Origin of the sequence: Synechococcus sp. UW179B (assembly GCF_900474245.1) — a bacterium.
In the GTDB taxonomy this organism is placed as follows: domain Bacteria; phylum Cyanobacteriota; class Cyanobacteriia; order PCC-6307; family Cyanobiaceae; genus Synechococcus_C.
Window position 1 is genome coordinate 123480 of the sequence record NZ_UCNZ01000006.1, and the last position, 25576, is coordinate 149055.

The window sequence follows — 25576 nt, forward strand, 5'->3', positions numbered from 1 at the left end:
TATGCGTAGGAGCGTACGTGAGGGGATTGTTGGATTTTCAGTGATTGCTGCTGTGGCTGCCTTTGCCGGCACCATGCTTTGGCTCCGGGGTGAGAGGGCCTTCTCGAAGAGCTGGAGTGTGACGGCCGATTTTGAGGATGCAGGCGGATTGGCGGTTCGCTCCCCTGTGACCTATCGGGGGATCATGGTGGGCAATGTCTCGGACATCAAGGTGACGCCCCAGGCGGTCAGGGTGTCGATCGAGATTTCTGAGGATGATCTCCAGCTAACCCTTCCTGTTCAAGCCACTGTGGCTTCAGCCTCGTTGTTGGGTGGCGATTCTCAGGTGGCCCTCAGCAGTCTTGGCCCGCCCCTGAAGAAGGATGCACCGATGCCTAAATCTGCACGCTGTAAGGGCCAGGGTGTTCTGTGTGAGGGCGCGACGATTCAAGGCAGCGAAGCCCCCAGCATCGCAACCATTACCAATTCACTCCAAGAGATTTTGGAACAGGTCAAGAAGGAAGACCTGGTTCCCAAATTGGTGGGATCGACCCAACAATTTGATGCCACATTGACGGATATTCAAAAGCTTTCAAATCAACTCAGCCTTGATTTGGCGAGGGCTGCGCCCACGATTTCCAACCTCAACGAAGCCACGGCCCAGGCCGCGAGTGCCAGCCGTCATATCAACAATGTGGTGAGTGCTTTCGACAATCCAACAACGATTACGGACCTCAAGCAAACGGTGAGCAATGCTCGATCGTTAACGGCGACGTTTGATGAAGTGGGTGGTGACGTTGAAAAACTCACGGCAGACCCCCAATTCATGGCGGCCGTGCGCAGCGTCACGATTGGTTTAGGGCAGTTTTTCCACGAGCTTTATCCAGCTGGCACCCCAGACGTCACCAAGCCTTAAACCGCGTTCAGCGCATCCATCGCGACGGCGGCAATCGCCTGATCGCTCGCTTTAGGGAGCTGCACATATTTTCCTCCGGCGGCTTCGGCAAGATCTTTGCCCATGCCACTCCCGATGAATTTGCGCTCGGTGTCGATCACCAGCAGCTTGAGGCCGAGCATGCGATAGCGCGTGGCAACATCCAAGACTTCTTGCTTTAAATCGGGCTTGTCCTCGCCCTCCAACACGGGTTGTCCAAGCGAGGTGCTGAGGGGAACGTTGCCTCGCCCATCCGTGATCGCCACCACCACCACTTGGCCGAGATCACCAGTCGCTAAGGCATTGGCTCCCACCCGTGCGGCTTGGGTGAGGCCGTGGGCGAGCGGTGAGCCACCGCCGCAGGGCATGGATTCCAGGCGTCGCCGTGCGGCCGTAATCGAGCGGGTAGGAGGCAGCAGCACTTCGGCTTGATCGCCTCGGAAGGGGATCAGTGCCACCTCATCTCGATTTTCGTAGGCCTCGGTTAAAAGTCGGATCACGGCACCTTTGGCACTCTGCATGCGGTTCAGGGCCATCGAACCACTGGCATCCACCAGAAAAATCACCAGGGCACCGGCCTGACGCTGCAACAGCTTGGCGCGCAGGTCGGATTCTTCCACGATCACGACGCGGTCAGGCTGCCGCGCTCGGCGCGCCTTTTGATACGGAGCGGCAGCGCGCAAGGTGGCATCAACGGCGATGCGGCGCACCGGGCCGCGGGGCAGCATCGGTTTCACATAGCGGCCGCGGCTGTCACTGAGCACGACGGAGCGGCTGCCGCTGTTGCCGCTTTTGCTCTTGGCAGCGTTGAACAGCAGCAGATCGGGATCAATCGCCACGGCTTCTGGGTCGAGCATGAATTCTTCTGGCACCGACGGTGGTGCCTGCTCTTCGGGGCTGTCGTCCTCGTCATCCTGATCACTGTTGTCTTCATCCTCTGGCTCCTCGCTCTCCTGCTCGTCCTCTTCCCCAGAGCCCTCAGGTGGCGGCTGTTGCTCTTCAGGTGGCTGTTGCTCCTGCGGCGGGGGCGGCTCCATCTGTTGTTCAGGGGGGGGCAGTTGAGAGGCGCGTGGGACGATTACCAGCGCTACGGCTACTTGCAAGTCATCGGCTTCCACCTGATCGCGCCCGCTGAGGGCGGCATGGGCTTTGGCGGCACGCACGGCATAGAGCTCAGAGCGATGCCCTTCCACACCTCCTCGAATCGCTTCGGTGACCAGATATTCGATCTGTTCACTACTGATCTGCACATCCGGCAGCCATTGCCGCGCCAGGAGCAGCTGAGTGGCGAGCGCGTCGGTTTCTTCGCTCCACTTGTCTGAGAAGCTTCGGCTGCACTGACCGTGGGCCAGCACCGCATTGGTGATCTCCACCCGTTGCTCGGTGCTAACGATTTGATTGGCAGATAAAACGATCGCAAAGCGATCCAGCAGGTGATCTCGGATGGCCCCTTCTTCAGGGTTGTAGGTGGCAATCAACAGCGGCCGGCAGGGGTGGCTCAGGCTGAGCCCCTCCCGTTCCACCTGATTTTCGCCACTGCCAACGGCAGCCAGCAAAAGATTGATGATCCCGTCGTCGAGCAGGTTCAGCTCATCCACGTAGAGCACACCGCGGTGTGCTTCCGCCAGCAATCCCGGCTGGAAAACGGGCGAACCACTGGCCAAGGAGGCGGCGACGTCAACGGAGCCCACCAGGCGATCTTCCGTAACGCCAAGGGGAATCTGGATGAATGGGGCTGGGATGACGGCTGTTGGTGGATCTGGCTGCCGTTCGCTCCAATCCTGGGCACTGTTCGGATCGAGGTTGCGTCCGGGCAGCTTGGTCTCTCCAGCCGCCTCAAGGTCAACGACGTCGATGGGAGGAAGCAGGGCATGCAAGCCGCGAGCCAGCACCGACTTTCCCGTTCCACGGCCGCCGGCAATGATCACGCCACCTAAGCCTGGATCGACCGCTGCTAGCAGCAGAGCCAGCTTGAGTGTGCCGTGGCCCGTGATCGCCGCCAGCGGAAAAGCGCGGCTGGCTTGATCCAGCGCCGCTGTGCTGATGACTCCGTTTGATGTCACCCCGCTTGCAACCATGGATGCGCCTTGACTCCACCTGTGAGAAACAGTCTCGCTGATCAGACCCACAGCCTTGCTGTGGCCCTGGGCGCCAATCAGGCCGGCCCTGGTGGTTCGCCGCTGCAGACTCTCAAGGCCGTAAGGCCCTTGCTGGAGGGTGTGGTCAGCAGTTGGGCGCAGACGGTTGAAGAGAACAACCCAGAGAAAACCGCTTCGAACAGGGTCTCTTCAGCGCTGACATTTTCTTGGTCCCCGTTGCAGCAGACCGTTCCGGTGGGTGGACCGCCCGATCAACCGTCGTATCTCAATGCCGTTCTGCTGGTGAAGGACCTGGAGCTGAAACCTGCCTCGATGGCTGCGTTGCATTTGTTGGATGCACTTCAACAGTTGGAGCGATCGTTCGGGCGCAACCGCTCCCAAGAGGAACGTTGGGGACCGCGATCGTTGGATCTCGATTTGTTGTTTTGGGGCGAGTTGCGTTTGGATCATGCGCGTTTAACGCTGCCCCACCCCCGCTTGCATTTGCGTTGTTTTGTGATGGAGCCCCTGCTGCAGGCGATGCAGGCTTCAACGCCTTGGCTGAACTGATTGGCGGAGCTGCGGGCCTGAGCGCACGGCTGTGGACCTGAACCCGTCATGCTGGTTTTAACGATTGCGCCCCTTGCATGGCCCCGCTGCCCGCGCCTGAGCCCTCCACCTTGTTGGAGACCCTCGAGACCATGGATGCGCGCAAGATTCGTTTCGAGCGCAATCGCATCCGTTTGCCGATGGGAGTGGAGGGCACGTTTGGGATCATTCGCCACCCCGGGGCTTCACTGGCGGTTCCGATCACCGCTGACGGCCAGGTGGTGATTTTGCGTCAATACCGTTTTGCGGTGCAGGCCCGTCTCCTTGAATTCCCTGCGGGCACGCTTGAACAGGGTGAAGATCCTTTGGAATCGATGCAGCGCGAGCTTGGGGAAGAAGCTGGATACAGCGCGGCCCGTTGGGATTCGCTCGGTCCGATGTTGCCTTGTCCCGGCTACTCCGACGAGGTGATTCATTGTTTTTTGGCGCGGGAGCTCACGCGCTTGGAGCATCCACCCGCTGGCGATGACGATGAAGATCTTGAGGTGATCCTGATGCCTCCGTCCGAACTGGATGCCCGTCTGGCGTCGGGTGCTGAATGGCTGGATGGCAAGAGCGTCACCGCCTGGTTCCGTGCCAAGCAACTGTTGGGTCTCTGATGTCAGCGTCTCGCGTTCTGTTTTGGCATCGCCGCGACCTGCGCTTGGCCGACAATCTCGGCTTGCAGGCGGCAGTGGAGATCAGCCCTGCGGTGACGGGCGTGTATGTGCTGGATCCAGCGCTAATTCACCCGCCTGAGTCCTTGCCACCGATGGCTCCGGCCCGGCTTTGGTTCCTGGTGGAAACCCTGCGCGAGCTTCAGCAACGCTGGCGAGACGTGGGAAGCCGTTTGCTGGTGGTGGCTGGCGACCCGGTGCAGGTGATGCCGCGGCTGGCGTCTTTGCTTGAAGCGCCTGCGGTGGTGTGGAGCCGGGACGTGGAGCCCTACTCCCGGGAGCGTGACCGTCAGGTGGCCAAAGCCTTGCAAGCCGATGGGCGCAAGGTGCTGGTGGATTGGGATCAGCTCCTGCTGGCACCGGATCTGATCAAAACGGGTGGTGGTGATCCTTACCGGGTGTTTGGCCCTTTTCTGGGCAATTGGCGCGGTCAGGTGGAGCGCAGCCAGCCCAGAACCGCGGAGGCTCCCATCGCGTTGATCGATTTGGAGGCCGAGTCGCTAGAAGACCTTCTTGGCGGTGAGGGGGCTCTCGGAAGTTTGTGCGCGGAGGGTCAGCGGCAGCTGGAGCAGCTGCAGGCGGAACACGGTTTTCGAGGCACGGATCTCTGCCCGAGCCGCCCAGGAGAGGTCGCGGCTGCGAGGCAGTTGGCCACGTTTGCTGATCGGGCGTTGCTGGCCTATGAACCCGATCGCAATTTTCCGGGGATTCCCGGCACTTCTTATCTGAGTGCGGGCCTGAGCGTGGGTACGGTGAGTCCACGACAGGCCTGGTGTGCTGCCCAAGGGGCCAAGGAGATGGCCCGCAGCGATGAGCAGCGCCAGGCGATCACGGTGTGGGAGCAGGAACTCTGCTGGCGTGAGTTTTACCAGCAGGCCCTATTCCATTTCCCTGAACTGGCGGATGGTCCTTACCGCGAGCAATGGCGGCGTTTCCCTTGGGAAAACAACCGCGACTGGTTTGAGGCTTGGAAGGAAGGACAAACGGGGATGCCGATCATCGATGCGGCGATGCGACAGCTCAATCAAAGCGGCTGGATGCACAATCGTTGCCGCATGATCGTGGCCTCATTCCTTGTGAAGGATTTGATCTGTGATTGGCGCTGGGGCGAGCGCGCCTTCATGGAGCTTGAGGTGGATGGAGATTTGGCTGCCAACAATGGTGGCTGGCAATGGAGCGCCAGCAGTGGCATGGATCCCAAACCTTTGCGGATCTTCAATCCAGCCACCCAGGCCTCAAAATTTGATGCTGAGGGCGAGTACATCCGTGAATGGGTGCCTGAACTGCGGCACGTGAACACCAAGGATTTGATCAGTGGTGAGATCCCTGCCTTAGAGCGCAGGGGCTATCCGGAGCTGCTGATTGATCACAAGGTGCAGCAGGCCAAGTTCAAAGCCCTTTACGCCACCATTCGCTCTTGAGTCTGAGCAACAAGTTGCTGGCGCAACACCGTGATCACCCGTTCCTGTTGCTCGGAGGTTAATTCCGGGAAAATGGGCAGGCTGAGCACCTCGCTGCACAGTTGATCCGTAATTGGCAGGTTGCCGTCAGCCTGAGCTTGGTCTTCGTAGGCCGGCTGGCGATGGATCGGGATGGGGTAATAAATGATCGTATTCACCCCTTGTTCTTGGAGGCTTTGCTTGAGCCAGTCACGGCAACGACTGGGGGGCAAACCAAAATGGCTGGCTGACTCTGAGCAGGTTTTCCTGCAGGACGGCTGGTTGTCAGGGCAGAGGCCAACGCGCACCACAAACTGATTCCAGCCGTGCCCCACGCTTGCATCAGTGGCGGAATCGGGGAGTTGGACGCCGGGGAGGTCTTTGAGCGCTTCGAGGTAGCGCTTGGCAATCGCTGCGCGCTTCTCAACCCAGCCGCTGAGGTAAGGCAGCTTCACGTTGAGAACGGCGGCCTGAATGGAATCCAGGCGGCTGTTGTAGCCCAAGGCGGTGTGGAGATAGCGGCGGGGCATGCCGTGCACGGCGAGTTCACGCATGCGTTGGGCCAGATCGTCGTCTTGGCAGGTCATGGCGCCGCCATCGCCTGCAGCTCCGAGATTTTTCGTGGGAAAAAAGCTGAAGCAACCCACATCGCCCCAACTGCCAACAGGCTTGGAGTTCCAGCTGGCACCGGTGGCCTGTGCGCAGTCCTCCACCACCTTGAGCCCATGGCGCTGGGCGATGTCCATCAGGCGGGCCATATCCACCGGACGACCAAACAGGTGGACGGGGATGAGCGCTTTGGTGGCGGGTGTGATCGCGGCTTCAATCAGGTTGAGGTCGATCAGATAGGTCGCAGGATCCACGTCCACGAACACCGGCGTTGCGCCCACGGCACTGATCGCTTCAGCCGTTGCAAAGAAGCTGAAGGATGCGGTGATCACCTCATCGCCGGAGCCGATACCCAGGCCTCGCAACGCCAAGACAAGGGCATCGGTACCGCTGTTACAGCCCACGGCATGGCGACTGTTCACGCTTGCGGCAAACGCGTCCTCGAATTTTTTAATTTCGGCGCCACCGATGTATTGCCCACTGCGCAACACCCGAAGGACGGCATCATCGAGCTCCGATCCGAGGTTGGCGAGCTGATCTGTGAGGCTGAACGGAGGCACCTGCATGGCGGGCACCTTAAGTCGACTGACCAAACCATGGCGGTTCTTGGCCCGGCTCCCATTTGATATTGCAGCCCACCGAAGGCTGCTGCCTCTCGATCACAGGGGTTCCAGCCAAGATATTTATGAGGGCCGCCCGTAGATCTGCTCCGTCGAGCGGCTGGTGATTCCCAGGTCGGCTCGCATCCAGTTGGCCGCGATAGCGGAGGGTTTGCGTGCCATCAGTGTCCGGTGCGAAGGCATAGAACTCAGGCGTGCAGGCGCCACGGAGGTCTTTGGCCAGCGTTTGCTGCTCATCCAGGAGATAGGGGAAGCGCCAACCCTGCTGTTCGGCCTGTTGTCGCAACCCATCACGACCGTCTTGCGGATGGGTGGTGAGGCTATTGCTGGAGATGGCGAGCAGGGTGACGTTGTCTCCGAAATCCGCCTCCAAACGGCTGATCTCTGGCTCCACGTGTTTCACGAAGGGGCAATGAGCACAGATCAGCATCACCAACACAGGCTGTCTTGGCAGGTCCCCGCTCCTCACCAGGTCATCCCGCGAGGCCCAGGGCGCATGACCTGACACCAAGGGCAGTGAAAATTGAGGCAGAGGATGCTGAAGAGGCAGCATCGTGGATGGCGTCAGAACCATGGCGTTGAGCGATGGTGGTTGTTGCCATCCTGGGCCGGTCAGAATGGCCTGTCAAAAGAGGATCGAGTTGATGGTGCGGGTGCTGACAATGGTGGTCATGGCAGGACTGTTCAGCGCCTGCACGCAGAAGAAAGCAACCACCTGGAAAGTGTTTCCTCTCCAGCGCCAGACACCCCACGACGGACTTGCTGTTGTGAGTCAACCCGATGGCTATGGGGTTCATCTCTACCTGGAGACCGACACCAGCGATCCCGCTGTGTGTTCCCCGCGTTGGCTTCCAGACCCGGCGCGATTATTCAATGGCAACGGAACGGCTCCGTTTAGTTCGGGATTGGCGCCTCGCTCAGAGTTCCTTGCAGCGGTGAATCGAAGAGATGTTCGCAACACCCTGAAGCAAGAGCTCGAGGCGCTGTGCAAGCTTCGAGCTCCTCAGGCGCGTTGGCAATGGCTGGAACCACCGCTGAAGGCATCAGAGCTGACGCCCGTGAGCCTGCCAGCCTTGGAATATCCAGACCTTCTCATCGATCCTGCTGAGGAAAAAGAGCGTGAGGACAAGCTTTTGAAGGAGAACTAATGAAGGAGAACTAATGAAGGAGTATTAAAACCCTTCCCAGACCACAGCTTCCGCCTCTCGCCAATAGCGGCTGAAGCGCCCCAGCCGCGGGGGTTTGGCTAGCGAGACAAAGGGATCGGGATCGAGCATCCAGAGGGGCAGCTCCCGATCAATGGCCGCAGCGATGCGTTGCAGGCGGGGATCCACCACGGCGCTGGTGACCACAGCATCGGCTCCGTGGCGCTGGGCAAAGCGCAGCACTTCACTCGCAACGTCGCCTCGGCGCAGGGTGAGCGGCAGGCTTAAGGCGGATTCGTACAAAAATCCGATGCGTTTGCGGCTGATGGCCTGCTCTTGAATCCAGGCGTCGTCGAACACGAACAGACCTGGTGCGTCTGGATAGTCCTGAAGGGCTGGGTTGGCTGGTCCCAGGGCTTCTTCATGCACCCAGAGGATTGGTTTGCGGGGGTCCATCAAAATCGCTGGGTGCTGGGGCGTGAGTTGGGGTGTTGAGTTGACTTTTGGTTTGGCTTTTGGTTCGAGCGGCTGCTGGATCGCGAGGATCGCCGAGCGCTCCCCTCACGGATGGCTGGCTGAACCTTGAAGAGCTGCTGCTCTAACTGCTCGTAACTGCCATCAAAGGGGCAGGAATCGTGGCTTGGACAGTCCTGGCAATACCGCCCATTGCTGTAGCGCTCCAAATTTTGACGATTAAAGAAATAGGGCTTGTGACTGAAGCAGCTGGCCACCCACTGCCAGCTGAGGTGGTTGCTGGCGGGGTCGCCATCCAGCAGATGTTCGAGGAACCAGTCAGCCCCTGCACGCCAGTGCACCCGTCTCCAGTGCACGAGGTAGGCCGCCATCCACATCCGCGCGTGGTTGTGGAGCCATCCGTGGCTCACCAGTTCGTTTCTGAAACCGTCGATGCAGGCCAGTTGTGTGCGTCCTTCTCGGATGTCATCGGGAAGAGCTTGCTGATACTCAGCGGCGGCAAAGCCAGTTTTGTGCTCTTCCTGATCGTCATGAATGCGATCGCCGAGATCAAGCCACATCCGCTGCCAGAAATCACGCCATCCCAGCTCGTTAATTAGTTTTCCGCCGTCATCCCTCCCTTGGTTGTTCTGTTTCAGCTGTAAGAAGACAGCATCTCGGACCTCCGCAAGCGTGAGAATTCCGTGGCGGATGTAGGGCGATAGGCGTGTGACAGCGCCATTGAGGTGGTTGCGACTGCGGCCGTAGCGCTTGGCATCGATCGCAGCGAGCTGCCGGTCAGCTGCGGCGCGACCGCCTTCGATCGGACTCAGCTCCCCGGAGGCGGTTGGAAATTCCTGCAATAACAGCGAATTCAGCGCCGAGCGCTCGTTGAGATCTCGGGGCAGATCTGTGGATTCGCTCGGCCAACTGAGCGGTGCAGCGTGCGGCAGCCTGGACACCGGTGCATGTCAAACAACACCACACCATGCTGTCGATGTGTCGTTGTGAGCGTGAGTGCCCCGGCATGGGAGAGAATCGCTCGAATCAACCACTCCGGGATGCGGCCTGATGCTTCTTGATCTCACTGGTAAGAAGATCCTTGTTACTGGCATCGCCAACAATCGCTCCATTGCCTGGGGCATTGCCCAGCAGCTCAAGGCGGCTGGAGCCGAGCTCGGGATCACCTACCTGCCTGATGAGAAGGGCCGGTTTGAAACCAAGGTGCGTGAGCTCACGGCTCCATTAGAGCCTTCCTTGTTTTTGCCTTTAAACGTCCAGGATGCCGCTCAAATGGAGACGGTGTTTGCTGAGATCAAAGACAAGTGGGGGCAGCTCGATGGCCTCGTGCACTGTTTGGCGTTTGCAGGAAAGGAGGAATTGGTGGGCGACTTCAGCGCCACCACGGCCGAGGGGTTTGCGCGTGCTTTAGAAATCAGCGCCTATTCCCTTGCGCCTCTGTGTCGGCACGCCAAGCCATTGTTTAGTGAGAAAGCAGGTGTGGTGACCTTGACCTACCTCGGCGCTGAGCGGGCAATTCCCAACTACAACGTGATGGGTGTGGCGAAGGCGGCTCTGGAAGCCTCCGTTCGCTATCTCTCCGCTGAGCTTGGCCCCGAGAAGCAGGTGCGCGTGAATGCGATCAGTGCTGGTCCGATCCGCACGCTGGCGAGCTCTGCGATCGGAGGCATCCTCGACATGATTCACAACGTGGAGGAAAAGGCGCCCCTGCGCCGAACGGTCACTCAGAACGAAGTAGGAAACACCGCTGCTTTCCTGCTCAGTGATCTGTCGAGCGGCATTTCTGGCCAAACCATTTACGTGGATGCGGGCTACTGCATTAACGGGATGTGATTCGACCGCGCGGATGTCTTGATTACCTGCAGCTCTCCTGGTGGCTGATGAGACGCCAGGGGAGGAGCTTGGGCCTGGCAACGTTGTTATGCGTGCTCAGCCTCCCCTTAAACGAAACGATTGCGAAAACGTTGCTACCGGAATCGTTGGCGCAGGTTCTTGGCTTGCTTCTCGGCCTGTTCCTTAGTTTTCGCTATGGCCAGGCCTTCAACCGCTGGTGGGAAGCGCGTGTGCTCTGGGGCGTTTTGGTGAATCAAAGTCGCAATTGGCGAGATTTGCTCACGCGCGTTCTGCCTAACGAGTTGCCGCTGTCTTTGCGGCGGCGTCTTCTGAAGCAGGTGGTGCTGCTGATGTGGTGCCTGAATGCTGAGTTGAGCGGCTCTGATCGTGAACAGCCAGTGCTGGCTACCCAAGCCCAGGCGCTTGCCCTCAAGCTTGGATTCCGCAATCCATCCGTTCAGGATCTGCTTCGGCAAATGGCAGAGGAGCAGTTCAAGCTGCATCAGGCCGATTGGCTCGACAGTGTCGAAAGCCGTGAGTTTGGACACGTGCAGCAGGAGATCACCAATGCCCTTGGTGGTTTGGAACGGATCCGTCACCAGCCCCTACCTGCCTCATCGACCTTGTTTATCCGGCTTTTGACATGGGTGTATGGCTATTTGGTGTTCCTCAAGCTGGATGCGATCGGCCCGACTCCTTCAGCGTTGGTGGGGTGGCTGGTGTTTCTTGTTTTTCTGATGGCTGAGCGCATCGGCACCTTCCTGGAGAACCCATTCGTTGATGCACGCTTCGCCTTGCCCATGGACCGCTTGTGTGCCCTGATCAGCTTGGATCTTCTTGGGGCCTCCGACCCACTGGCCCAACCTTCCCCTTCGGAGGGCCCCTGGCTGCGCTGAAGGTCATTCGCGATGATCAAGGCAGTCACGGGGCGTCGAGCGGCGCCGGAACGCATGCGTACTGGGGAGATTCACCGTGTTACTGGGGAGACCGATGTCAACGTGCGGCTCGGACTTGACGGCGGCGGCCGCTGCCAGGCCAGCACGGGTGTGCCTTTTCTCGATCACATGCTTCATCAGATCAGTAGCCATGGCCTGATCGACTTGGAGATCACGGCCACTGGCGACACGCATATTGACGACCATCACACCAATGAGGACGTCGGGATTGCCGTTGGCCAGGCGCTCTCGAAGGCCCTTGGTGATCGGCGCGGGATTTACCGTTTTGGCCATTTTGTGGCGCCGCTGGATGAGGCCTTGGTGCAGGTGGTTCTTGATTGCTCCGGACGCCCCCATCTCAGTTGGGGGCTCACCATCCCAACGCAGAAGATCGGCACCTACGACACCGAATTGGTGAAGGAGTTTTTTGTGGCTGTCGTCAATAACTCAGGCCTCACCTTGCACATTCGTCAGTTGGATGGGGTGAACTCCCACCACATCGTTGAGGCCTGTTTCAAAGCCTTCGCAAGGGCGCTGCGGATGGCCACGGAGATTGACCCGCGCCGCTCTGGATCGGTGCCCAGCAGCAAGGGGGTGTTGGAGCAAGCGGGTGGCTCCTAGCCAACGGATCTTCTCTCAAGGCCACGCTTCATGGTCTGTTACGAGAGGATGGTGATTGCCTCTGGGTAACCCAGTGACCGTTGCACCCTCCTCTGTTCGTTTCAATCGCTCGGAGTGGTCCAGTGCCTTCCGCAACGTGGACGAAGAACTCACGGATGTGCCCTTGAAGCCCGTGCGTGGCGCGCTGCCGGATGCGTTGCGCGGTTCGCTCTATCGCAATGGGCCTGGCCGTTTGGAACGCGATGGTCAGCGCGTGCATCATCCCTTTGATGGTGACGGGATGATTACGGCTCTTCACTTTGATGCGGACGGCGCGCGCTGCAGCAACCGTTTCGTGCGGACCAGTGGCTGGAAAGCGGAGGAGGCTGCCGGGAAGGTGTTGTTCCGCGGTGTTTTTGGCAGCCAAAAACCTGGAGGTCCGCTGGCGAATGCGTTTGATCTGCGGCTCAAAAATATTGCCAACACCAATGTGGTTCGGCTTGGAGATGATCTCCTGGCTCTATGGGAAGCCGCTGAGCCCCATGCCTTAGATCCCCAAACCTTGGAGACAAGAGGCATCTCTCTTCTTGGCGGGGTGCTCAGCAAAGGGGAGGCCTTCAGTGCACACCCCCGTTTCGACCCAGGTCATCACGGTGACCCGCGGATGGTGACCTTCGGCGTGAAAACCGGGCCTCGCAGCACTGTTCGCTTGATGGAATTTGCGACCGCAGATGATGCTGCGGCTGGGATTCGAGCCGGTGATCTGCTCAGTGATCGTCGCGATACGTTTGCCGGATTCGCCTTCCTGCATGACTTCGCTATCACCCCGAATTGGGCGGTGTTTCTGCAAAATTCGATCAATTTCAATCCAGTCCCCTTTGTGCTCGGACAAAAAGGAGCGGCTCAATGTCTCACGTCCAACCCCAATGGAAAGGCCAAGTTTTGGTTGGTCCCCCGAGATAGCGGCGCTTTCGCGGGTCAGCAACCTCGCGTCATCGACGCTCCTGATGGCTTCGTGTTCCATCACCTCAATGCCTGGGAAGAGGACGGGGAGGTGGTCGTGGAGAGCATCTACTACAGCGACTTCCCATCGATCGGTCCTGATCAGGACTTCGCTGATGTGAATTTCGACCTCATCCCCGAGGGCTTGCTCGAGCAATGCCGCATCAACCTTGATTCAGAGTCGATTCAAACCACCCGCCTGAGTGAGCGCTGTTGTGAGTTCGCCATGGTGAACCCCAAACAGCAGGGTCTTCCTTGCCGCTTTGCCTGGATGGCGGCCGCGGCGCGAGAACAGGGGAATGATCCCTTGCAGGTGATTAAAAAACTCGATCTTCAAACCGGCGAACGACACATCTGGAGTGCAGCCCCCTCTGGCTTCGTGAGTGAACCTTTGATGGTGCCTCGACCCGGCGCCAGTGCAGAGGACGACGGCTGGGTGTTGGACCTCGTTTGGAATGGAGCGAGACAGGCCTCCGATCTGGTGATTCTCGCCGCTTCTGATCTCGCAGAAGTGGCCGTGTTGGAGCTCCCCCTAGCCATTCCTCACGGACTTCATGGCAGTTGGGTGCCAGAGGCCTGAACGCAAAGGGAGGAGGTCATGGTTAGACACATCTCAAGGGATGGTTAGCCGCTCTTTTTCCGTCTTTCCCTTCAGGCTGGGAATGGATTGAGAACGTTCTAGATGACTGCCTCGATGACTGCCTTGATGACTGCCTTGATGACCGCTGCCTTAACGCGTCGGATCGTTTGCTCTCGGCAGAGACGGAGATCAGGATCGGCGGTTTTGATTCCGGTTGTTGTTGGTGTTGGCCTTGGCGCAGCGACGCCTGCCTTGGCGTCAGCTCAGGTCTGCAAAGGCACCTTGTTGGAATTACAAGTGCAAGAAAGTGCAAGCACCGCCAGTGATCGCTTTCGCTTTTCGCTTGGATTGCTAGCGGAAGCTTCTTCCAAAGCGGCTGCGATGGCGCTTCTCAACCAGCGCCTTGATCGGGCGCGCCAAGACCTGAAGCCCCTCGTTCTTGGTGCCCTGAACATTCCCGCTCCACGCAGCTACTCCTTTGGTGGTGGCAGTGCCTCCAGTCCCAAATTGGAGCGCGCCTCGACGAATGTTCGTGGTGAGGTGAGTCGCGGGAATTACGATGCGCTGATTCAATTGGCTGGTCGCTTGCCTGGCGTTCGCCTCCAAGGGATGACATCCCTGGCCTCCAGCCGTGGGGGTGTGGCCTTGGAGGATCAATTGCTGAAACAGGCCCTGAAGGAGGGGCGTCGCCGCGCGAACGTCACGGCGAGCGCCTTGGGGTTAGGCCGCGTGGACCTGCTGCGAATCAACCAACGCGCTGGTGGTGTGCGGCCCGTTGCCTATGCAGAGGCAAGGATGTCCAAGCCAGCGTTTCGTCCTGACGAGGCCCCAAAACCTATGCGGTCGCTCACGCTTGGCTTGGATTATTGCCTGCGCTGATGCTGGTGGACACACTCAAGGGCTGGTGCCTTTGCCCGGATGCCCCATCGCCGCCTCTGGTTGGTCAGCTTGCTGTTTGTGGCCTGGCTGGTCTGGGCAGAGACCAGTTTTCAGTTTTACGACCATGCCCTTGGCCGTGATCTTCAGCTCTCGGCAAGTCGGGTCTCGCTGATTGCAGGCAGTTTCCTGGTCCCCTACGGCTTGTTGCAGATCCCCGTCGGGCGTCTGCTTGACCAGGGCCGAGTGGATCGCTGGATCTGGATTGCCGCCCTGATGGCCTCCGGGTTCAGCTTGACGTTTGCATTCAGTACGGATCTTGTGGGGCTGATGCTCAGCCGGATGGGAACCGGGGTGGCCTGTGCCGTTGCCTTTCCTGCCTCGGCTTTGCTCGCTCGTCGCGCCTTGCCGGCGCACAGATTTGCCTTGGCAATGGGCCTCACCGATAGTTTGCTCGGCTGGGGTGCTGTCTTTGCTGCCCTGATTCCGCTGGTGTTCCCCTGGACGGTTTGGCGTCAGTTGGTGGTTTTCCAAGCGCTGTTTCTGGCCGTCATGGTGGTGGTGCCGGTGATCGCCCTTGGCCGAGGGGTGCCATCCCCTGAGCTGCCCCAAAACCTGGGGGGCTTGGCCTCCCCTGCCCCCCCGATCCAGTGGGATCGCGCTGGTGTTGGCAAGGTCATCAAGGCTTGCTTGATGTATGCCTGGGGCGGTGGGTTTGTGTTTGGTTTGGCCCAGTACGGGCTGATTTCAGGATTGCGTGTTTGGGGCGTTGAGCGCACGCAGTGGATGTCCCTGACGATGTCGTTTGGGATTGGTGTTGGGATGGTGTTGGCTGGTTGGATCGGGAGCGTCGCAAGCCGCCGGGGGCTGGTGCTGCTCACAGGCACCGGCATGAGTGTGTTGGCCTTGATCGCCTTGCTTCAGCTCCCGAATGCCATGGGAGGCCTGTTGTTGCTGGCAGCCCTCGGACTGGGTCTTGGGCTTGGATCCTCGGTCCTGGCGTTCCCGATTGCTGAAGACGCAGCACCTGCGGGTCAAACCGGCCTGATCGTGGCCATCGTGAACACCACTGGCACCGTCACCGGCGGGGTGATGTCGGTCGTGTCGGGGTTGATCCTCGAGGCCTCAGGACCGGGCGATCTCAACCCGGTCCTTGTTGTTTATGGCCTCTTAGGTCTGTTTGGTGTCGCGGTCGCGGCTTGGATTCAGTCCAGTGGCGTGCCCGCTCAATCAGCAGCCTGACCATTGCGTTGCCATTCCTTAAACGCCAACCTTGGCGCGCTCCACAGCGTGAATAACACCAGCGGTGTGACGGGTACGGCTGTGATCACGATGAAGGCCTGGAGGGCGTCAATCGAGGTGCTGTCGCCTAATCCCGTCCCGATTCTCAACAACACCAAGGTGAGGCTGCCGATCATCAACGCCCAGAACAGCCGCAGCCGCTGCGATGGCTCATTGCGTCCGCTCACCACCATGGCGGCGGCATAACTCATGGAATCGGCACTCGTGCACATGAACAGCACCACCAACAGGAGGCCAACGGGGATGAGCAAGCCTGAGATGGGCAGGGCACTCAGGATCGCGAGCAAGGCGGCAGCAGCCCCGTTTTGTGCCAGGGCATCACTAATGCCTGCCCCGGCGAGTTCCAGGTGCATTCCCGTTCCGCCAAGCAAGGTGAACCAGAGATTCGTCACGATCGGGCAGAGGATGGCTACAGCGAGAACCAGTTCACGGATGCTGCGGCCGCGGCTGACTCCGGCCGTGAAGAGACCCATGAGCGGCGCATAGCCCAAAAACCAGCCCCAATAAAACACCGTCCAGCCGTTCAACCACGGTTCCGTGACTTCAGATCGAGGCATCAAAGCCATCTGAGGCAGATGCACCAAGTAGGTCCAAAAACCGCTCAAAAAATGCTGGAGTAGCCAGATGCCAGGTCCGAGTATTAGCAACCCCGCCCCGAGTAGAAGGGTGAGCCAGACGTTGAGTTCCGAAAGCCACTTAATCCCCTTTTGGATGCCGCTCACGGTGGATGTGGCAAACACGGCTGTGAGCAGGACCACCACTAGGGACTGAAGCCCGGCACTGTCGCTGAGCCACGGGAGTTGTCCCGCTGCATTGCTGAGTTGAAGCGACAGGAAACCGAGAGGCCCAACGGTGCCGGCGATAGCAGCGACAACCGAAAGGCCGTCAGCAAGATGGCCGATGGGGCCGTTCACCCAACCCTTGGGAAGGATGTTGACGAGGAGAGTGCGAGGCCGCAGCGGTTCTCCCCGCTGTTCCAGCATTGAAAACGTGATGGTGGTGGTGGTGGCCACGAGCGCCCAGGCGAGGAAGCCCCAGTGCAGGAAGCTCACCGCCAAAGCAGGATCGACAGCGGCCGCGGTGCTCCCCACCACGCCTGCAAAGACAGGAGAGGGTGTTTGAAAGTGGTACAGCGGCTCCGCAGCAGACCAGAACACACCCCCGCCCGCCAGCAGGGTGCAAATCAAGACCGCGCACCAATCAAAAAATTTCAGACTTGGCTGCGCTGTTGCTCCCCCTAGCCGCAGTTTTCCTACCGGGCTGATTGCAATGGCCAGGGCGATCAGGAACAGCAGCATCACCATCCATTGCCACAACCCCCCGAGCGACTGGCTAACGATGGTTTTGCCGGTTTCCGTGAAGTGCTTCGCTAACGCCAGATCGATGGCGGAGACCAGCAGGAAAATCAGCAGCGGAATGGCTCCAACCCAAAGGGGTGGCTGGGTTAAGGACGAGCGAACTGGGGTGGGGGATTCAGACAAGGGTCGTAGGAGAGGGGGTCAGGCGCGGACAGCGTCGCGTTGATGGCTCCAGCAGGAGATGTCTGCAGCGGGTTGATCGCCGCTGGCAAGACGGGCCAGCGAATCACCGATGAGCGGCGCAAATTTGAACGATTGCCCGGAACCGCCGGCAAACAAGCTGAGTTTGGGGGTGAGCCGATCCAAGACGAAATTCACATCGCTCGTCATCGAATAGGGGCTCATCACCGTTTCCACCCGCTCTTGCACGCCGTCCAGCTCGTTGAACAGGAAGGTGTCCAGGAGCTCCAGGAGGCGGGCAGGCGCCTCGGTGCACATGGCGTTGGGTTCAGCGACGCGGAGCTCCTTGGGAGACCAGTCGATCCCGGCTTTGATGCGAGGACGCCCGTCAGCAGTTGTGCTGAGAGAGGGGAAGCCGTAATAGAGGCCGCCGTCATCGCCGCGCTCTTTCTGGAAACAAAACCACTGGGGATAGCGGCTGGCGAGCGCTGGATCCACGGTGTAGTGGGCCCAGAGCATTGGCCAGATTTCCAGCTTTGGTGCCAGTCCTAATGGGGCCAGCAGGAGTTGACTCCAAATGCCGCAGGCCACAACAACATGGCCAGCGCTGATGTGATGACCAGCTTCGAGGGTGACACCGCCCCCATCGGCATCAATGCTGCTCACCGGACAGTGCTCTTCGATCTGATGGCCTGCTTGACGGGCGGTCCGAACCCAGTGAGCAATCACCTTGTCGCTGCGGACGGCACCAGCGGTGGGTTCGAACAGTCCGGTGAAATCGGCCTTGGGTTTCAGCGGGAAGCGCTCGGCGATTTGAGCGGCACTGAGGGCTTCGTAGGGGATCCCCTGATCATCCATCACTTTGCGGGCTCCGGGGATCGATCCTTCGATCGTCTCCTCATCCCAGCTCTCTCCGTAAAAAAGAAGCCCATGGGTGTCTCGCAACACTTCCCCGGCATGGGTCTCCTCTTCTCGCCAAAGGCGATTGGCTTCCTGCGCAAGGCGGCAGAGCACCGGGTCGGAATACATCTCCCGGAACATTCGGGTTTCTCCGAAGCTGCTGGCTCGCGCGTGGGCCAGGGTTTTGCCTTCAAGAAGAATCACGTCGCCGATTCCTCGGCGCGCGAGCGATGCGGCACAGCTGAGGCCGGCCATGCCGCCACCGATGATCACGACGGCGGCGCTAGCTGGGAGCGAGGTGGATGTCATGCGGCTGTTCCGAAGCTGAGTCCAATGGGATCTTTGCCGGTGTGGGCGGCAACTTCAACCAGAGCGTCACTGACGGTGAGGCCATCGCCACGCTGTTTTAAAAAATCCGTGGCGCGCTGACGCACTTCGTGGCGTACGAAGTCGTACACCTCTTGAGCTGAAGCCTGGTCCCAGGCCTCAGGGGAGAAGCGCTCGATGGAGTCGGCGATGACGGCGCCAGCATTCACGAGTGGATCTGGCAGGACGCGAATGCTGCGTCGACGCAGATCATCGGCAATCTCAGGTTGCTGGAAAGGAGCATTGGCCGCTGGAACAATCGCGTTGACCTGCATGGCGTTGGCCATTTCCGTGTCGATCAAACCGGAGATGGAGCAAGGCAACAGCAGGTCGAGTGGTTTCTCCCACCAGGAACTGCTCGGTGGCAGAGGTGTTGCGCCCTGAAGCCCCGCCCGCTCGGGGTTCATATCAACGGTGAAAACGTCCCAGCCATGCTGAATCAGCGTTTTCGCCACCGTTCCACCCACGGCCCCACAACCGTGCACAAGCGCTTTGCCTGGCTGCGCTTCCGTTAACGATTGCGCAAGCACGGCTTCAATGGCACCCACGGTGCCGAAGGCAGTGGCGGCGCTGGCATCCACAGGACTTCCGACGGCAGCCAAGACATGGGGTGTGAGCGACATCAATCGCTCCATGTCTTCCAGGCTGGTGTTGAGATCACAGCCCGTGATCATGGCGCCGTTCAAGGATTGGAGCAGTTCAGCGGTGACGCTGATCAACTCATCTTTCACAGTGGCGGGTTCCGCAGCCCTGGCCACAATTTTTCCGCCCGCAAAGCCCGTTCCGTAGAGGTCGTGCTTGTGCGTCATCAGACTGGCCAAGCGATGCCCATCGGCGATGCAGGCCTCATCACTGGAGTAATTGAGCAGCCGCAGGCCACCGTTAGCGGGTTTGCCGGTATCGCTGCTTTCGGCTACGACAAACACCGAAAGATGATCGGAGACGTGTTGAGCCAGCACCGACACCTCAGGGGGGCCGGCGGATTGCAGAGAAGCCATGGTCATCAGGCCACGCGCTCCATGATCTGGTGGTGCTCCACGTAATCGAGGCTCCACTCCTCTGGAGAGGCTGCGATGCGCTGCTTCAGGCGCTCATAGACAAGATCGGCTGTCTCATCACCAGCGACGGAGGCAAAACTGTGGCGGCTCCAGCTGCGGATGGTGGCCATCAGTCCCTCGGCGAACGCCGCGGTGTCTGCGTCTTCGTTCCAGCGCTTGCGATAGGGGCAGGGCACGTAAACGGTGCGCTCGTCAACGAGCCTGAGGCCATTGAGATAGGCCGCTGAAGTCTTGTCCTTCAGGGGGGCCATGAATTCGTCCGGAGACTTGTAGAAATTCAGGATCGTGCCCTTGCGGTAGATCTCTTCGCTGATCACTCCCTCATCAGCAAGGCTGCGCCAGATTTGATGGAGCTGGTCGTGAACATTGCGGGTCACCCCACCGTTGTGACCGAGGTATCGGCCCTCCTCATCACGGGACAAATTCACGGTGAGCAGGCGGCCGCCCACGGCGAGTTCAACGCTGCGGAGCTCGAGGATGCTCGCCCAATCCTTCATGGCCTGAGCCGTGAACCGCGCAAGGGCCTCTTTGTCGTCTGATGCGAGCACATGGGTGTGCGTGTTGAGGGGTCCAGGGGATTCACTCAACCAATGCATGGCCGTTGCTGAGAAGCCGAAGCTCACGGTCTCAGGGGCCACAAGGGGTTCGTAAAAGCTACGAGCACTCACCAGGACGGTGGGATTGGGCGCGCGGCCCAGCTGCTTGGCAATATTTTCGGCCAAGGCAACGTTGTCGTTGCTGGGGAGATCGTTGCCGATCAAGGTGAGATGGGCCTTGGGCTGACGTTGGTGCAGCCGATCCAAAACCTGGGACCACAGCCCTACAGCGGTGCCTCCGTCGGCAGCGCCGTAATCCATCAGCACGTGGCTGCAATCGTTCGTTAATTGTTCAACACAAGTCAGGGCCCAGTCCGAGGCTGCATCAATGCAGAGGCGTGCGCCTTCGGTTTGAGCGCTGTAACCCGTGGTCATGGCGATGGCCATAGACCTCGTCAGCAGCAAGGGGCACCGTACAGGGTTGTTCCGTTAGGGATTCGACGGGTTGTCGGCGTCTTGGCTGGGGTTATGGGCGAGAAGCTTCTCCAGTTCTGGCGTTAGCAGGGCAAAGGCGCGCCCTCGATGTCCGTGTTTTTTTTTGTAATCCAGACTCATTTCCGCAAAGGTGAGTCCAGTGTTTTTGACCTCAAACACGGGGTCGTAGCCGAACCCTTGCGTTCCCCGGGCGCTGAAGGTGATCGAGCCTTCGCAGTGCCCCTCCACGGCTGCAAGCACGCTGCCGTCCGGTGCTGCGATGCAAAGCGCCGCACTGAAGCGCGCCTGGCGGTCGTTGCGGTCTCCCAGCTCTTGGAGGAGACGTTGAATCCGTTCAGGGTCGGAGTCTGCGTAGCGGGCCGAATAGACCCCAGGGGCACCCCCCAGTGCATCCACGCTCAGGCCCGAATCATCGGCGAGTGCCCAATGGCCAGTGGCTTCTGCAACGGTCCTGGCCTTCAGCAGGGCGTTGTCGCGGAAGGTGCTTCCGGTTTCCTCCACCTCGATCCCCTCGGGTTGGGGTTCCACTTGCAATGGCCAGGGTTGCAGCAGGTTCGAAAATTCTCGGATTTTGCCGGCATTGCCGCTGGCAATCACCAGGACGCGGTTGCTCATATGGCGGCAGCAAAGGTGCGGGCCCAGCTCAGAACCTCCTCTACCCGCGACGGGCTTGGGGCTTCGCAATAAAGGCGAAGCAAGGGTTCTGTCCCAGAGAAGCGGAGCATCAGCCAATGGCTCGGCCCCAGTCTGAGTTTGACGCCGTCTGTGGTGACCACCTCGAGCACAGGGGATCCAGCAACCTCCTGGGGAGGCGTGTCTGCCAGCAGGGCTTCCAGCCGCCGGCGGGAAGCCATATCGGCGAGGCGGAGATCGAGTCGGTCGTAATGGGCCTCGCCTCCACACCGCTCCTGGATGGCTTTCATGCGCTCGCCAAGGGGCTTCTTCCCTTCCACCAAGGCCTCCAGCACGAGCATCGCGGCAAACAGGGCATCCCGTTCTGGCAGGTGCATGCCAAACCCCACGCCGCCCGACTCTTCGCCGCCGATCAGCACCTCTCCGGCCAACATTTCAGCAGCGATGTACTTGAAGCCCACAGGCAGTTCAAGAACCTCCCGCCCCAGATCTTCCGCCACTAAGCGCATGAGGTCGGAGCCGCTCACCGTTTTAACCACCGATCCAGGAAGATTTTTGGCGCGTGCCAAGTGATCGATCAGCAGGGGCATCAACTGCTGGGTGCTGCAGAACCGTCCGTTTTCATCCACGGCGGCGATGCGGTCTCCATCGCCATCAAACACCAGCCCAACGGCATCACGGCCGGCTGCTTTTGAGTCCTTCAGCGCTGCGATCAGCTCCCCAAGGTGAGGGGCCAGGGGTTCCGGTGCACAGCCGCCAAAGAGGGGATCACGGTTGGTTCGGATCTCGGTGATCAGATCCTTGGCGTCGTCTCCCAGGAGGTCTGCAACGCAACCGGCCGCCGACCCATGCATGGGATCGACGAACACGTGCAGCCCCATGGCCCGCAGGCCAGTGGTCAGAGCTTTGAGGTCCAGTTTTGTTCGCAATCCTGCGAGATGTTCCTCGCGGCCATCAAAGCGTTCGCAACGTCCAGCTACCGGTGCTGTGATCCCTCCAGCGGCGAGCCGGCGCTCCACCGCTGCCGTGAACGTGCCCTCGACCGATCCACCAAAAGGGCCCTTGATTTTGAGGCCAAGCCATTCAGGAGGGTTATGGCTGGCCGTGATGACCAGGGCTCCGAGCGATTGGCGCTCCACCACAGCCCAGCTGCAGGCCGGTGTGGGAACAGCTGTATCGGTGAGAAGCGGCTCCAGGTCGCAGCCACGGACAGCTGCCGCGACGACTTCGGCCAGTTCAGGGGCGAGGAAGCGTCGGTCGTAGCCGATCACCACCGTTCGGCTGTTCAAGCCTTCAGGTGCCTGGTGGGCGAGCTCCTGGGCTGCCGCGACGGCAACAGGAAGCAATCGCTCCACGGTGATGTCCACCCCCAAAATGCCTCGCCAACCATCGGTACCAAAACGGATCGGGGAGGCATCCAGTGGGAGCGGGGAAGACACCATGGGTTGCAAGCGATGCAGAGGATCTAGCAGCTGGCCGCCTTACCGTCTGTTGATGGGTGCCACCCCTCTCGCTGACAAGCCGCTCACGGACAGGTTGCTGCGGAGCTGGGTGCGCTGCCGGCGGAGGGCATGGCTCGACCGCCATGCCAATCCAGATGATCGGCTTTACACCGCCCATCGCACCCTGCAGCTGGATGACCAACAGCGCAGTTTTGTGGCCTTGCTGCCAGGGAAGCCAGGGCATGGCCAGGCGGCTTGCGAGCGCGGAGAGGCCGGCGTGGTGGGGGTGCGTTTGCGCGGGGTCTTTCCTGATGTCTCAGCCCAGAAGGATGCGGCTCTAGAGGCCCATCCGCCTCTGCTTGAACGGGTGAAAGGGTCCAGTCGCTGGGGGGATTTTGCCTATCGGCCCGTGATTGCTCGGCAGGGCCGCCGCTTAACCCGAGAACATCGTCTGCAGCTTGCCTTGGCTGGACGCTTGTTGGCTGAATTCCAGGGTGGGCCAGTGCCGGATGGCCTTGCGGTTGCAGGCTCGGGGCGCCGCTTAGAGCGGGAGCGTTTACCGCTTGGCAACAGCTTGAATCGTCAGCTCGATGAGACTCTGCTGAGGTTGTCGGCCGACTTAACCAGAACCGATCCGCCTGCTTTGGCAGCTGATCGCCGCAAGTGCACGCTTTGTAGTTGGCGGGGGCTCTGCAACGACGTGGCGTCTCAAGAAGGGCATCTCAGTGAGGTCAGTGGAATTGGGGCCAAAAGGCGCGAGATGTTGCAAGACATTGGGGTGAATAGCCTCCAGGCTCTGGCCGCAGCCAACACCACGGATCTCGCTGGGCAGCTCAAGCGCTTCGGCGAGCAGCATGCAGCGATGGCGGCCCCTTTGGTGGCCCAAGCCCGTGCCCAGCGAGATGGGGTGGTTGAGCGTCTTGATGCATTCCCAGCAATCCCTGAATTGCTGAATGCTCCAGGGGTGTTGCTCTACGACATCGAATCAGATCCAGATGCCCGCGATGACTTTTTGCACGGATTTGTGCGCTTGCCCAAAAACGGAGGTCAAAGCTGGGATCTCACCCGTGCCACCTACCACCCGCTGCTGGTGCTTCAAGAGCATGGTGAGAAGCGCTGCTGGCAAAGGATCCAACGCTTCCTTGCCACCTATCCCGATTGGTTGATCCTTCATTACGGCGAAACCGAGTCGCTGGCTCTGTTGCGCATGGCCAAACGCCAGGGCGCTTCAGACCAACAACAGCAAGCCCTGCGAGAGCGCTTGATTGATGTGCATGCTCGCTTGCGTGCCCATTGGCGGCTTCCCCTCAGCAGCTATGGCCTCAAGGCCGTTGCGGGTTGGAGAGGATTTAAGTGGGGCCAGTCAGGGGCCGATGGCGCCAGGGCCCTGTTGTGGTGGCGTCAGTGGCGCGGTGAGGGAGTGAATGCGCGGGGCTCCACCCATGCCTTGCGTTGGATCCTCACCTACAACCGCGACGATGGATTGGCCACATGGGCTGTGGCCCAATGGTTGTTGAGCGGTGATCTAGGTCTGGTTTAAGGGCGTGTGGGTGGCTCGGAAAATGCCTGTGGCTTGGATAGCTGAATCGAGCCTTGATCGTTGTCGAGGCTGAGCTGGGGGTCTGCCAGGGCTTGCCGGCGCACGAGGGCGAGGCCGATCCATTCCGCTGGCGTTCCCTCAGCAGGCGCAATCTCCATGGCGGAGGTAATGACACCAGCGCGTTCACCCTGGCGTCGCAGCACGGTGCCCCGTTGAGGGACAGCCCCTTGAAGGTCGCTGGTGGGGGTGCGCCAACGCCGTAGTTGTTGCTTGACCTCCCCTTTTGAAGCCAGCTTTGCCACCGTTTCCTGCCCCAAATAACAGCCTTTGTTGAGATGCACCCAGGGGGAGAGGCCCAGCTCAAAGGGGTTGGTGGTTCCATCCAATTCACCAGGGCTGAGAGGCCACCCCTGCTCCAGACGCCAACGCTCGAGTTGCTGGGCGTTGGCGGCCTCATTGGTGGGAAAACGATCGCTTGCGTCCGGTGCATCCTCTGCCCAAGAGACGTTGACCGGATCAATCGGTTGGCCTTGAACCAGCAGCTCTTGTCTTCGTTGTTGTCGGGTGCCTTTGAGGCGGACGCGGTCGGCTGGAAAAATCACACGGTCGAACCCTTGGCTAACGGCTTCCACCGCCCCAGCCAGCACGAGCACATCAGCGCCTGTGGCATCCACTCGGATTTCAAGCAGAGCCTGCACCCGTCCTGTGGCATCCAGCCAGCAGGCCGGCAGGGGGACGCCCTCCTCCGCTTGCTGGACGTCGGCACTGGTCTGACCTTGAAGAAACGTGCGAGTGCCACTCCCCTCGAGACGCAAGACCGGGAAGCGTTGATCCCAAAGGAGCGTGTTCATGCTTGGAGTTCACGGGACTGGGCGGCCACCTCTTCCAGGCGATAAAGGCTGAGTAACTCAAGTCCAGCGGCTTGCATGGCAGCAGCCCCTCCCTCTTCACGGTCCACAATCGTCACCACCCGATTCACGCTGTAGCCCGCCGCTCGGAGTTGTTCGACAGCCTTGATCGACGACCCACCGGTGGTGACCACGTCCTCAAGAACGGTGACGAGCGCGCCTTGCGCAGGCAGGGGACCCTCCAGCCAAGCCCCTGTGCCGTGGCCCTTGGCCTCTTTTCGCACGATCAGAGCGTCCAGCGGGCGTCCACCTTGGGCGGCAACAAGGGCAACGCCACTAACGAGCGGATCGGCTCCCAGGGTGAGACCCCCAACGGCGGCCGCGTCGGCTTCCACGAGAGCCAACATCGCTGGGCAGAGCAGGGCTAGGCCTGAACCACTCAAGCTGACCGGCTTGCAATTCACGTAGTGATGACTGCTGCGACCGGACGCGAGCGTGAAGCTGCCGTGGCGGTAAGCCTCTTTCGCTAATCGCTCCAGCAGAGGGTCGTGTTGAAAACGTTGAGACATCGGGGCTGGTGCGCAGCGAATCCTCTGCCTAGTTTGCGCG

At 60.2% G+C, this 25576-nt stretch carries 25 protein-coding genes; 12 read left to right on the top strand and 13 right to left on the bottom strand.

Going from position 1 to position 25576, the window contains the following annotated elements:
• Window position 1 precedes the first annotated feature (1 nt).
• Window positions 2-895 carry an MlaD family protein gene (locus DXY38_RS03245; protein ID WP_115070444.1) on the top strand — a complete coding sequence of 298 codons (894 nt, stop codon included), beginning with the start codon at window positions 2-4 and terminating at the stop codon, window positions 893-895.
• Here the strand turns inward: DXY38_RS03245 and DXY38_RS03250 are convergent.
• Window positions 892-2991 (bottom strand): putative cobaltochelatase, encoded by a 2100-nt coding sequence (locus DXY38_RS03250; protein WP_115070445.1) that lies wholly within the window; start codon window positions 2989-2991, stop codon window positions 892-894. The genes DXY38_RS03245 and DXY38_RS03250 overlap by 4 nt on opposite strands.
• Before the next feature lie 21 nt (window positions 2992-3012).
• Between DXY38_RS03250 and folK the strand changes: the two genes are divergently transcribed.
• The 3 genes from folK to DXY38_RS03265 all read left to right on the top strand — a co-directional run bounded on the left by folK (window position 3013) and on the right by DXY38_RS03265 (window position 5677).
• Window positions 3013-3561, top strand: coding sequence for a 2-amino-4-hydroxy-6-hydroxymethyldihydropteridine diphosphokinase (gene folK / locus DXY38_RS03255; RefSeq protein WP_115070538.1), 549 nt, complete (start codon window positions 3013-3015; stop codon window positions 3559-3561).
• A gap of 77 nt (window positions 3562-3638) precedes the next feature.
• Entirely contained in the window at window positions 3639-4199 is a 561-nt protein-coding gene (locus DXY38_RS03260; protein WP_115070446.1) for an NUDIX hydrolase, read from the top strand.
• Window positions 4199-5677, top strand: coding sequence for an FAD-binding domain-containing protein (locus DXY38_RS03265; RefSeq protein ID WP_115070447.1), 1479 nt, complete (start codon window positions 4199-4201; stop codon window positions 5675-5677). Before DXY38_RS03260 ends, DXY38_RS03265 begins: the two co-directional genes overlap by 1 nt.
• On the opposite strand, the gene DXY38_RS03270 is transcribed toward DXY38_RS03265, so the two are convergent.
• Window positions 5656-6870: a DegT/DnrJ/EryC1/StrS aminotransferase family protein gene (locus tag DXY38_RS03270; RefSeq protein ID WP_115070539.1), complete on the bottom strand. Its 1215-nt coding sequence runs from the start codon at window positions 6868-6870 to the stop codon at window positions 5656-5658. The two genes, DXY38_RS03265 and DXY38_RS03270, sit on opposite strands and share 22 nt — an antisense overlap.
• Window positions 6871-6880: 10 nt before the next feature.
• The gene (locus DXY38_RS03275; RefSeq protein WP_115070448.1) at window positions 6881-7498 is read right to left on the bottom strand and encodes a thioredoxin family protein; all 618 of its coding nucleotides are present in this window, start codon (window positions 7496-7498) and stop codon (window positions 6881-6883) included.
• 70 nt (window positions 7499-7568) lie between these two features.
• On the opposite strand from DXY38_RS03275, the gene DXY38_RS03280 reads away from it, so the two are divergent.
• Window positions 7569-8072: a hypothetical protein gene (locus DXY38_RS03280; RefSeq protein ID WP_170952841.1), complete on the top strand. Its 504-nt coding sequence runs from the start codon at window positions 7569-7571 to the stop codon at window positions 8070-8072.
• Window positions 8073-8096: 24 nt separating this feature from the next.
• Here the strand turns inward: DXY38_RS03280 and DXY38_RS03285 are convergent, their stop codons facing one another.
• Together DXY38_RS03285 and DXY38_RS03290 are read right to left on the bottom strand one after the other, a co-directional pair.
• Window positions 8097-8525, bottom strand: a complete 429-nt coding sequence (locus DXY38_RS03285) for a hypothetical protein (protein ID WP_115070449.1) — start codon at window positions 8523-8525, stop codon at window positions 8097-8099.
• Window positions 8525-9484, bottom strand: coding sequence for an FAD-binding domain-containing protein (locus tag DXY38_RS03290; RefSeq protein ID WP_115070450.1), 960 nt, complete (start codon window positions 9482-9484; stop codon window positions 8525-8527). The genes DXY38_RS03285 and DXY38_RS03290 overlap by 1 nt, the downstream gene beginning before the upstream one ends.
• Before the next feature lie 109 nt (window positions 9485-9593).
• Between DXY38_RS03290 and fabI the strand changes: the two genes are divergently transcribed.
• The 6 genes from fabI to DXY38_RS03320 all read left to right on the top strand — a co-directional run bounded on the left by fabI (window position 9594) and on the right by DXY38_RS03320 (window position 15611).
• Window positions 9594-10376, top strand: coding sequence for an enoyl-ACP reductase FabI (fabI, locus tag DXY38_RS03295; protein WP_006853726.1), 783 nt, complete (start codon window positions 9594-9596; stop codon window positions 10374-10376).
• Entirely contained in the window at window positions 10373-11272 is a 900-nt protein-coding gene (locus DXY38_RS03300; protein WP_244278987.1) for a bestrophin family ion channel, read from the top strand. Before fabI ends, DXY38_RS03300 begins: the two co-directional genes overlap by 4 nt.
• 54 nt (window positions 11273-11326) lie before the next feature.
• Window positions 11327-11932 carry an imidazoleglycerol-phosphate dehydratase HisB gene (gene hisB, locus DXY38_RS03305; protein ID WP_115070542.1) on the top strand — a complete coding sequence of 202 codons (606 nt, stop codon included), beginning with the start codon at window positions 11327-11329 and terminating at the stop codon, window positions 11930-11932.
• A 73-nt stretch (window positions 11933-12005) separates the two neighbouring features.
• Window positions 12006-13493, top strand: coding sequence for a carotenoid oxygenase family protein (locus DXY38_RS03310; RefSeq protein ID WP_115070543.1), 1488 nt, complete (start codon window positions 12006-12008; stop codon window positions 13491-13493).
• A gap of 126 nt (window positions 13494-13619) precedes the next feature.
• Window positions 13620-14372, top strand: a complete 753-nt coding sequence (locus tag DXY38_RS03315) for an SIMPL domain-containing protein (RefSeq protein ID WP_170952842.1) — start codon at window positions 13620-13622, stop codon at window positions 14370-14372.
• Between the two features lie 39 nt (window positions 14373-14411).
• A complete protein-coding gene (locus DXY38_RS03320) occupies window positions 14412-15611 on the top strand; it encodes an MFS transporter (RefSeq protein WP_115070451.1) in 1200 nt (399 codons plus the stop codon).
• On the opposite strand, the gene DXY38_RS03325 is transcribed toward DXY38_RS03320, so the two are convergent.
• The 6 genes from DXY38_RS03325 to DXY38_RS03350 are packed head-to-tail and all read right to left on the bottom strand — an operon-like array spanning window position 15596 to window position 22579.
• Complete coding sequence (locus DXY38_RS03325) at window positions 15596-17152, bottom strand: BCCT family transporter (protein WP_115070452.1); 1557 nt, start codon at window positions 17150-17152, stop codon at window positions 15596-15598. The two genes, DXY38_RS03320 and DXY38_RS03325, sit on opposite strands and share 16 nt — an antisense overlap.
• 18 nt (window positions 17153-17170) lie before the next feature.
• Entirely contained in the window at window positions 17171-18358 is a 1188-nt protein-coding gene (locus tag DXY38_RS03330; RefSeq protein ID WP_115070453.1) for an FAD-dependent oxidoreductase, read from the bottom strand.
• On the bottom strand, window positions 18355-19419 hold the full coding sequence (locus DXY38_RS03335) for a Glu/Leu/Phe/Val dehydrogenase dimerization domain-containing protein (protein ID WP_115070454.1): 1065 nt from the start codon (window positions 19417-19419) through the stop codon (window positions 18355-18357). The genes DXY38_RS03330 and DXY38_RS03335 overlap by 4 nt, the downstream gene beginning before the upstream one ends.
• Entirely contained in the window at window positions 19419-20456 is a 1038-nt protein-coding gene (locus DXY38_RS03340; RefSeq protein ID WP_115070455.1) for an SAM-dependent methyltransferase, read from the bottom strand. Before DXY38_RS03340 ends, DXY38_RS03335 begins: the two co-directional genes overlap by 1 nt.
• A 42-nt stretch (window positions 20457-20498) precedes the next feature.
• Window positions 20499-21119 carry an RdgB/HAM1 family non-canonical purine NTP pyrophosphatase gene (rdgB, locus tag DXY38_RS03345; RefSeq protein ID WP_115070456.1) on the bottom strand — a complete coding sequence of 207 codons (621 nt, stop codon included), beginning with the start codon at window positions 21117-21119 and terminating at the stop codon, window positions 20499-20501.
• Window positions 21116-22579, bottom strand: a complete 1464-nt coding sequence (locus DXY38_RS03350) for a phosphoglucomutase/phosphomannomutase family protein (RefSeq protein WP_115070457.1) — start codon at window positions 22577-22579, stop codon at window positions 21116-21118. The genes rdgB and DXY38_RS03350 overlap by 4 nt, the downstream gene beginning before the upstream one ends.
• 52 nt (window positions 22580-22631) lie before the next feature.
• Here DXY38_RS03350 and DXY38_RS03355 point away from each other — a divergent pair, with 52 nt between their 5' ends.
• Window positions 22632-24119, top strand: coding sequence for a TM0106 family RecB-like putative nuclease (locus tag DXY38_RS03355; RefSeq protein ID WP_115070458.1), 1488 nt, complete (start codon window positions 22632-22634; stop codon window positions 24117-24119).
• Here DXY38_RS03355 and DXY38_RS03360 read toward each other — a convergent pair.
• A complete protein-coding gene (locus DXY38_RS03360; protein WP_115070459.1) occupies window positions 24116-24970 on the bottom strand; it encodes a folate-binding protein YgfZ in 855 nt (284 codons plus the stop codon). The genes DXY38_RS03355 and DXY38_RS03360 overlap by 4 nt on opposite strands.
• Window positions 24967-25536: an orotate phosphoribosyltransferase gene (gene pyrE / locus DXY38_RS03365; RefSeq protein WP_115070460.1), complete on the bottom strand. Its 570-nt coding sequence runs from the start codon at window positions 25534-25536 to the stop codon at window positions 24967-24969. The genes DXY38_RS03360 and pyrE overlap by 4 nt, the downstream gene beginning before the upstream one ends.
• Window positions 25537-25576 lie beyond the last annotated feature (40 nt).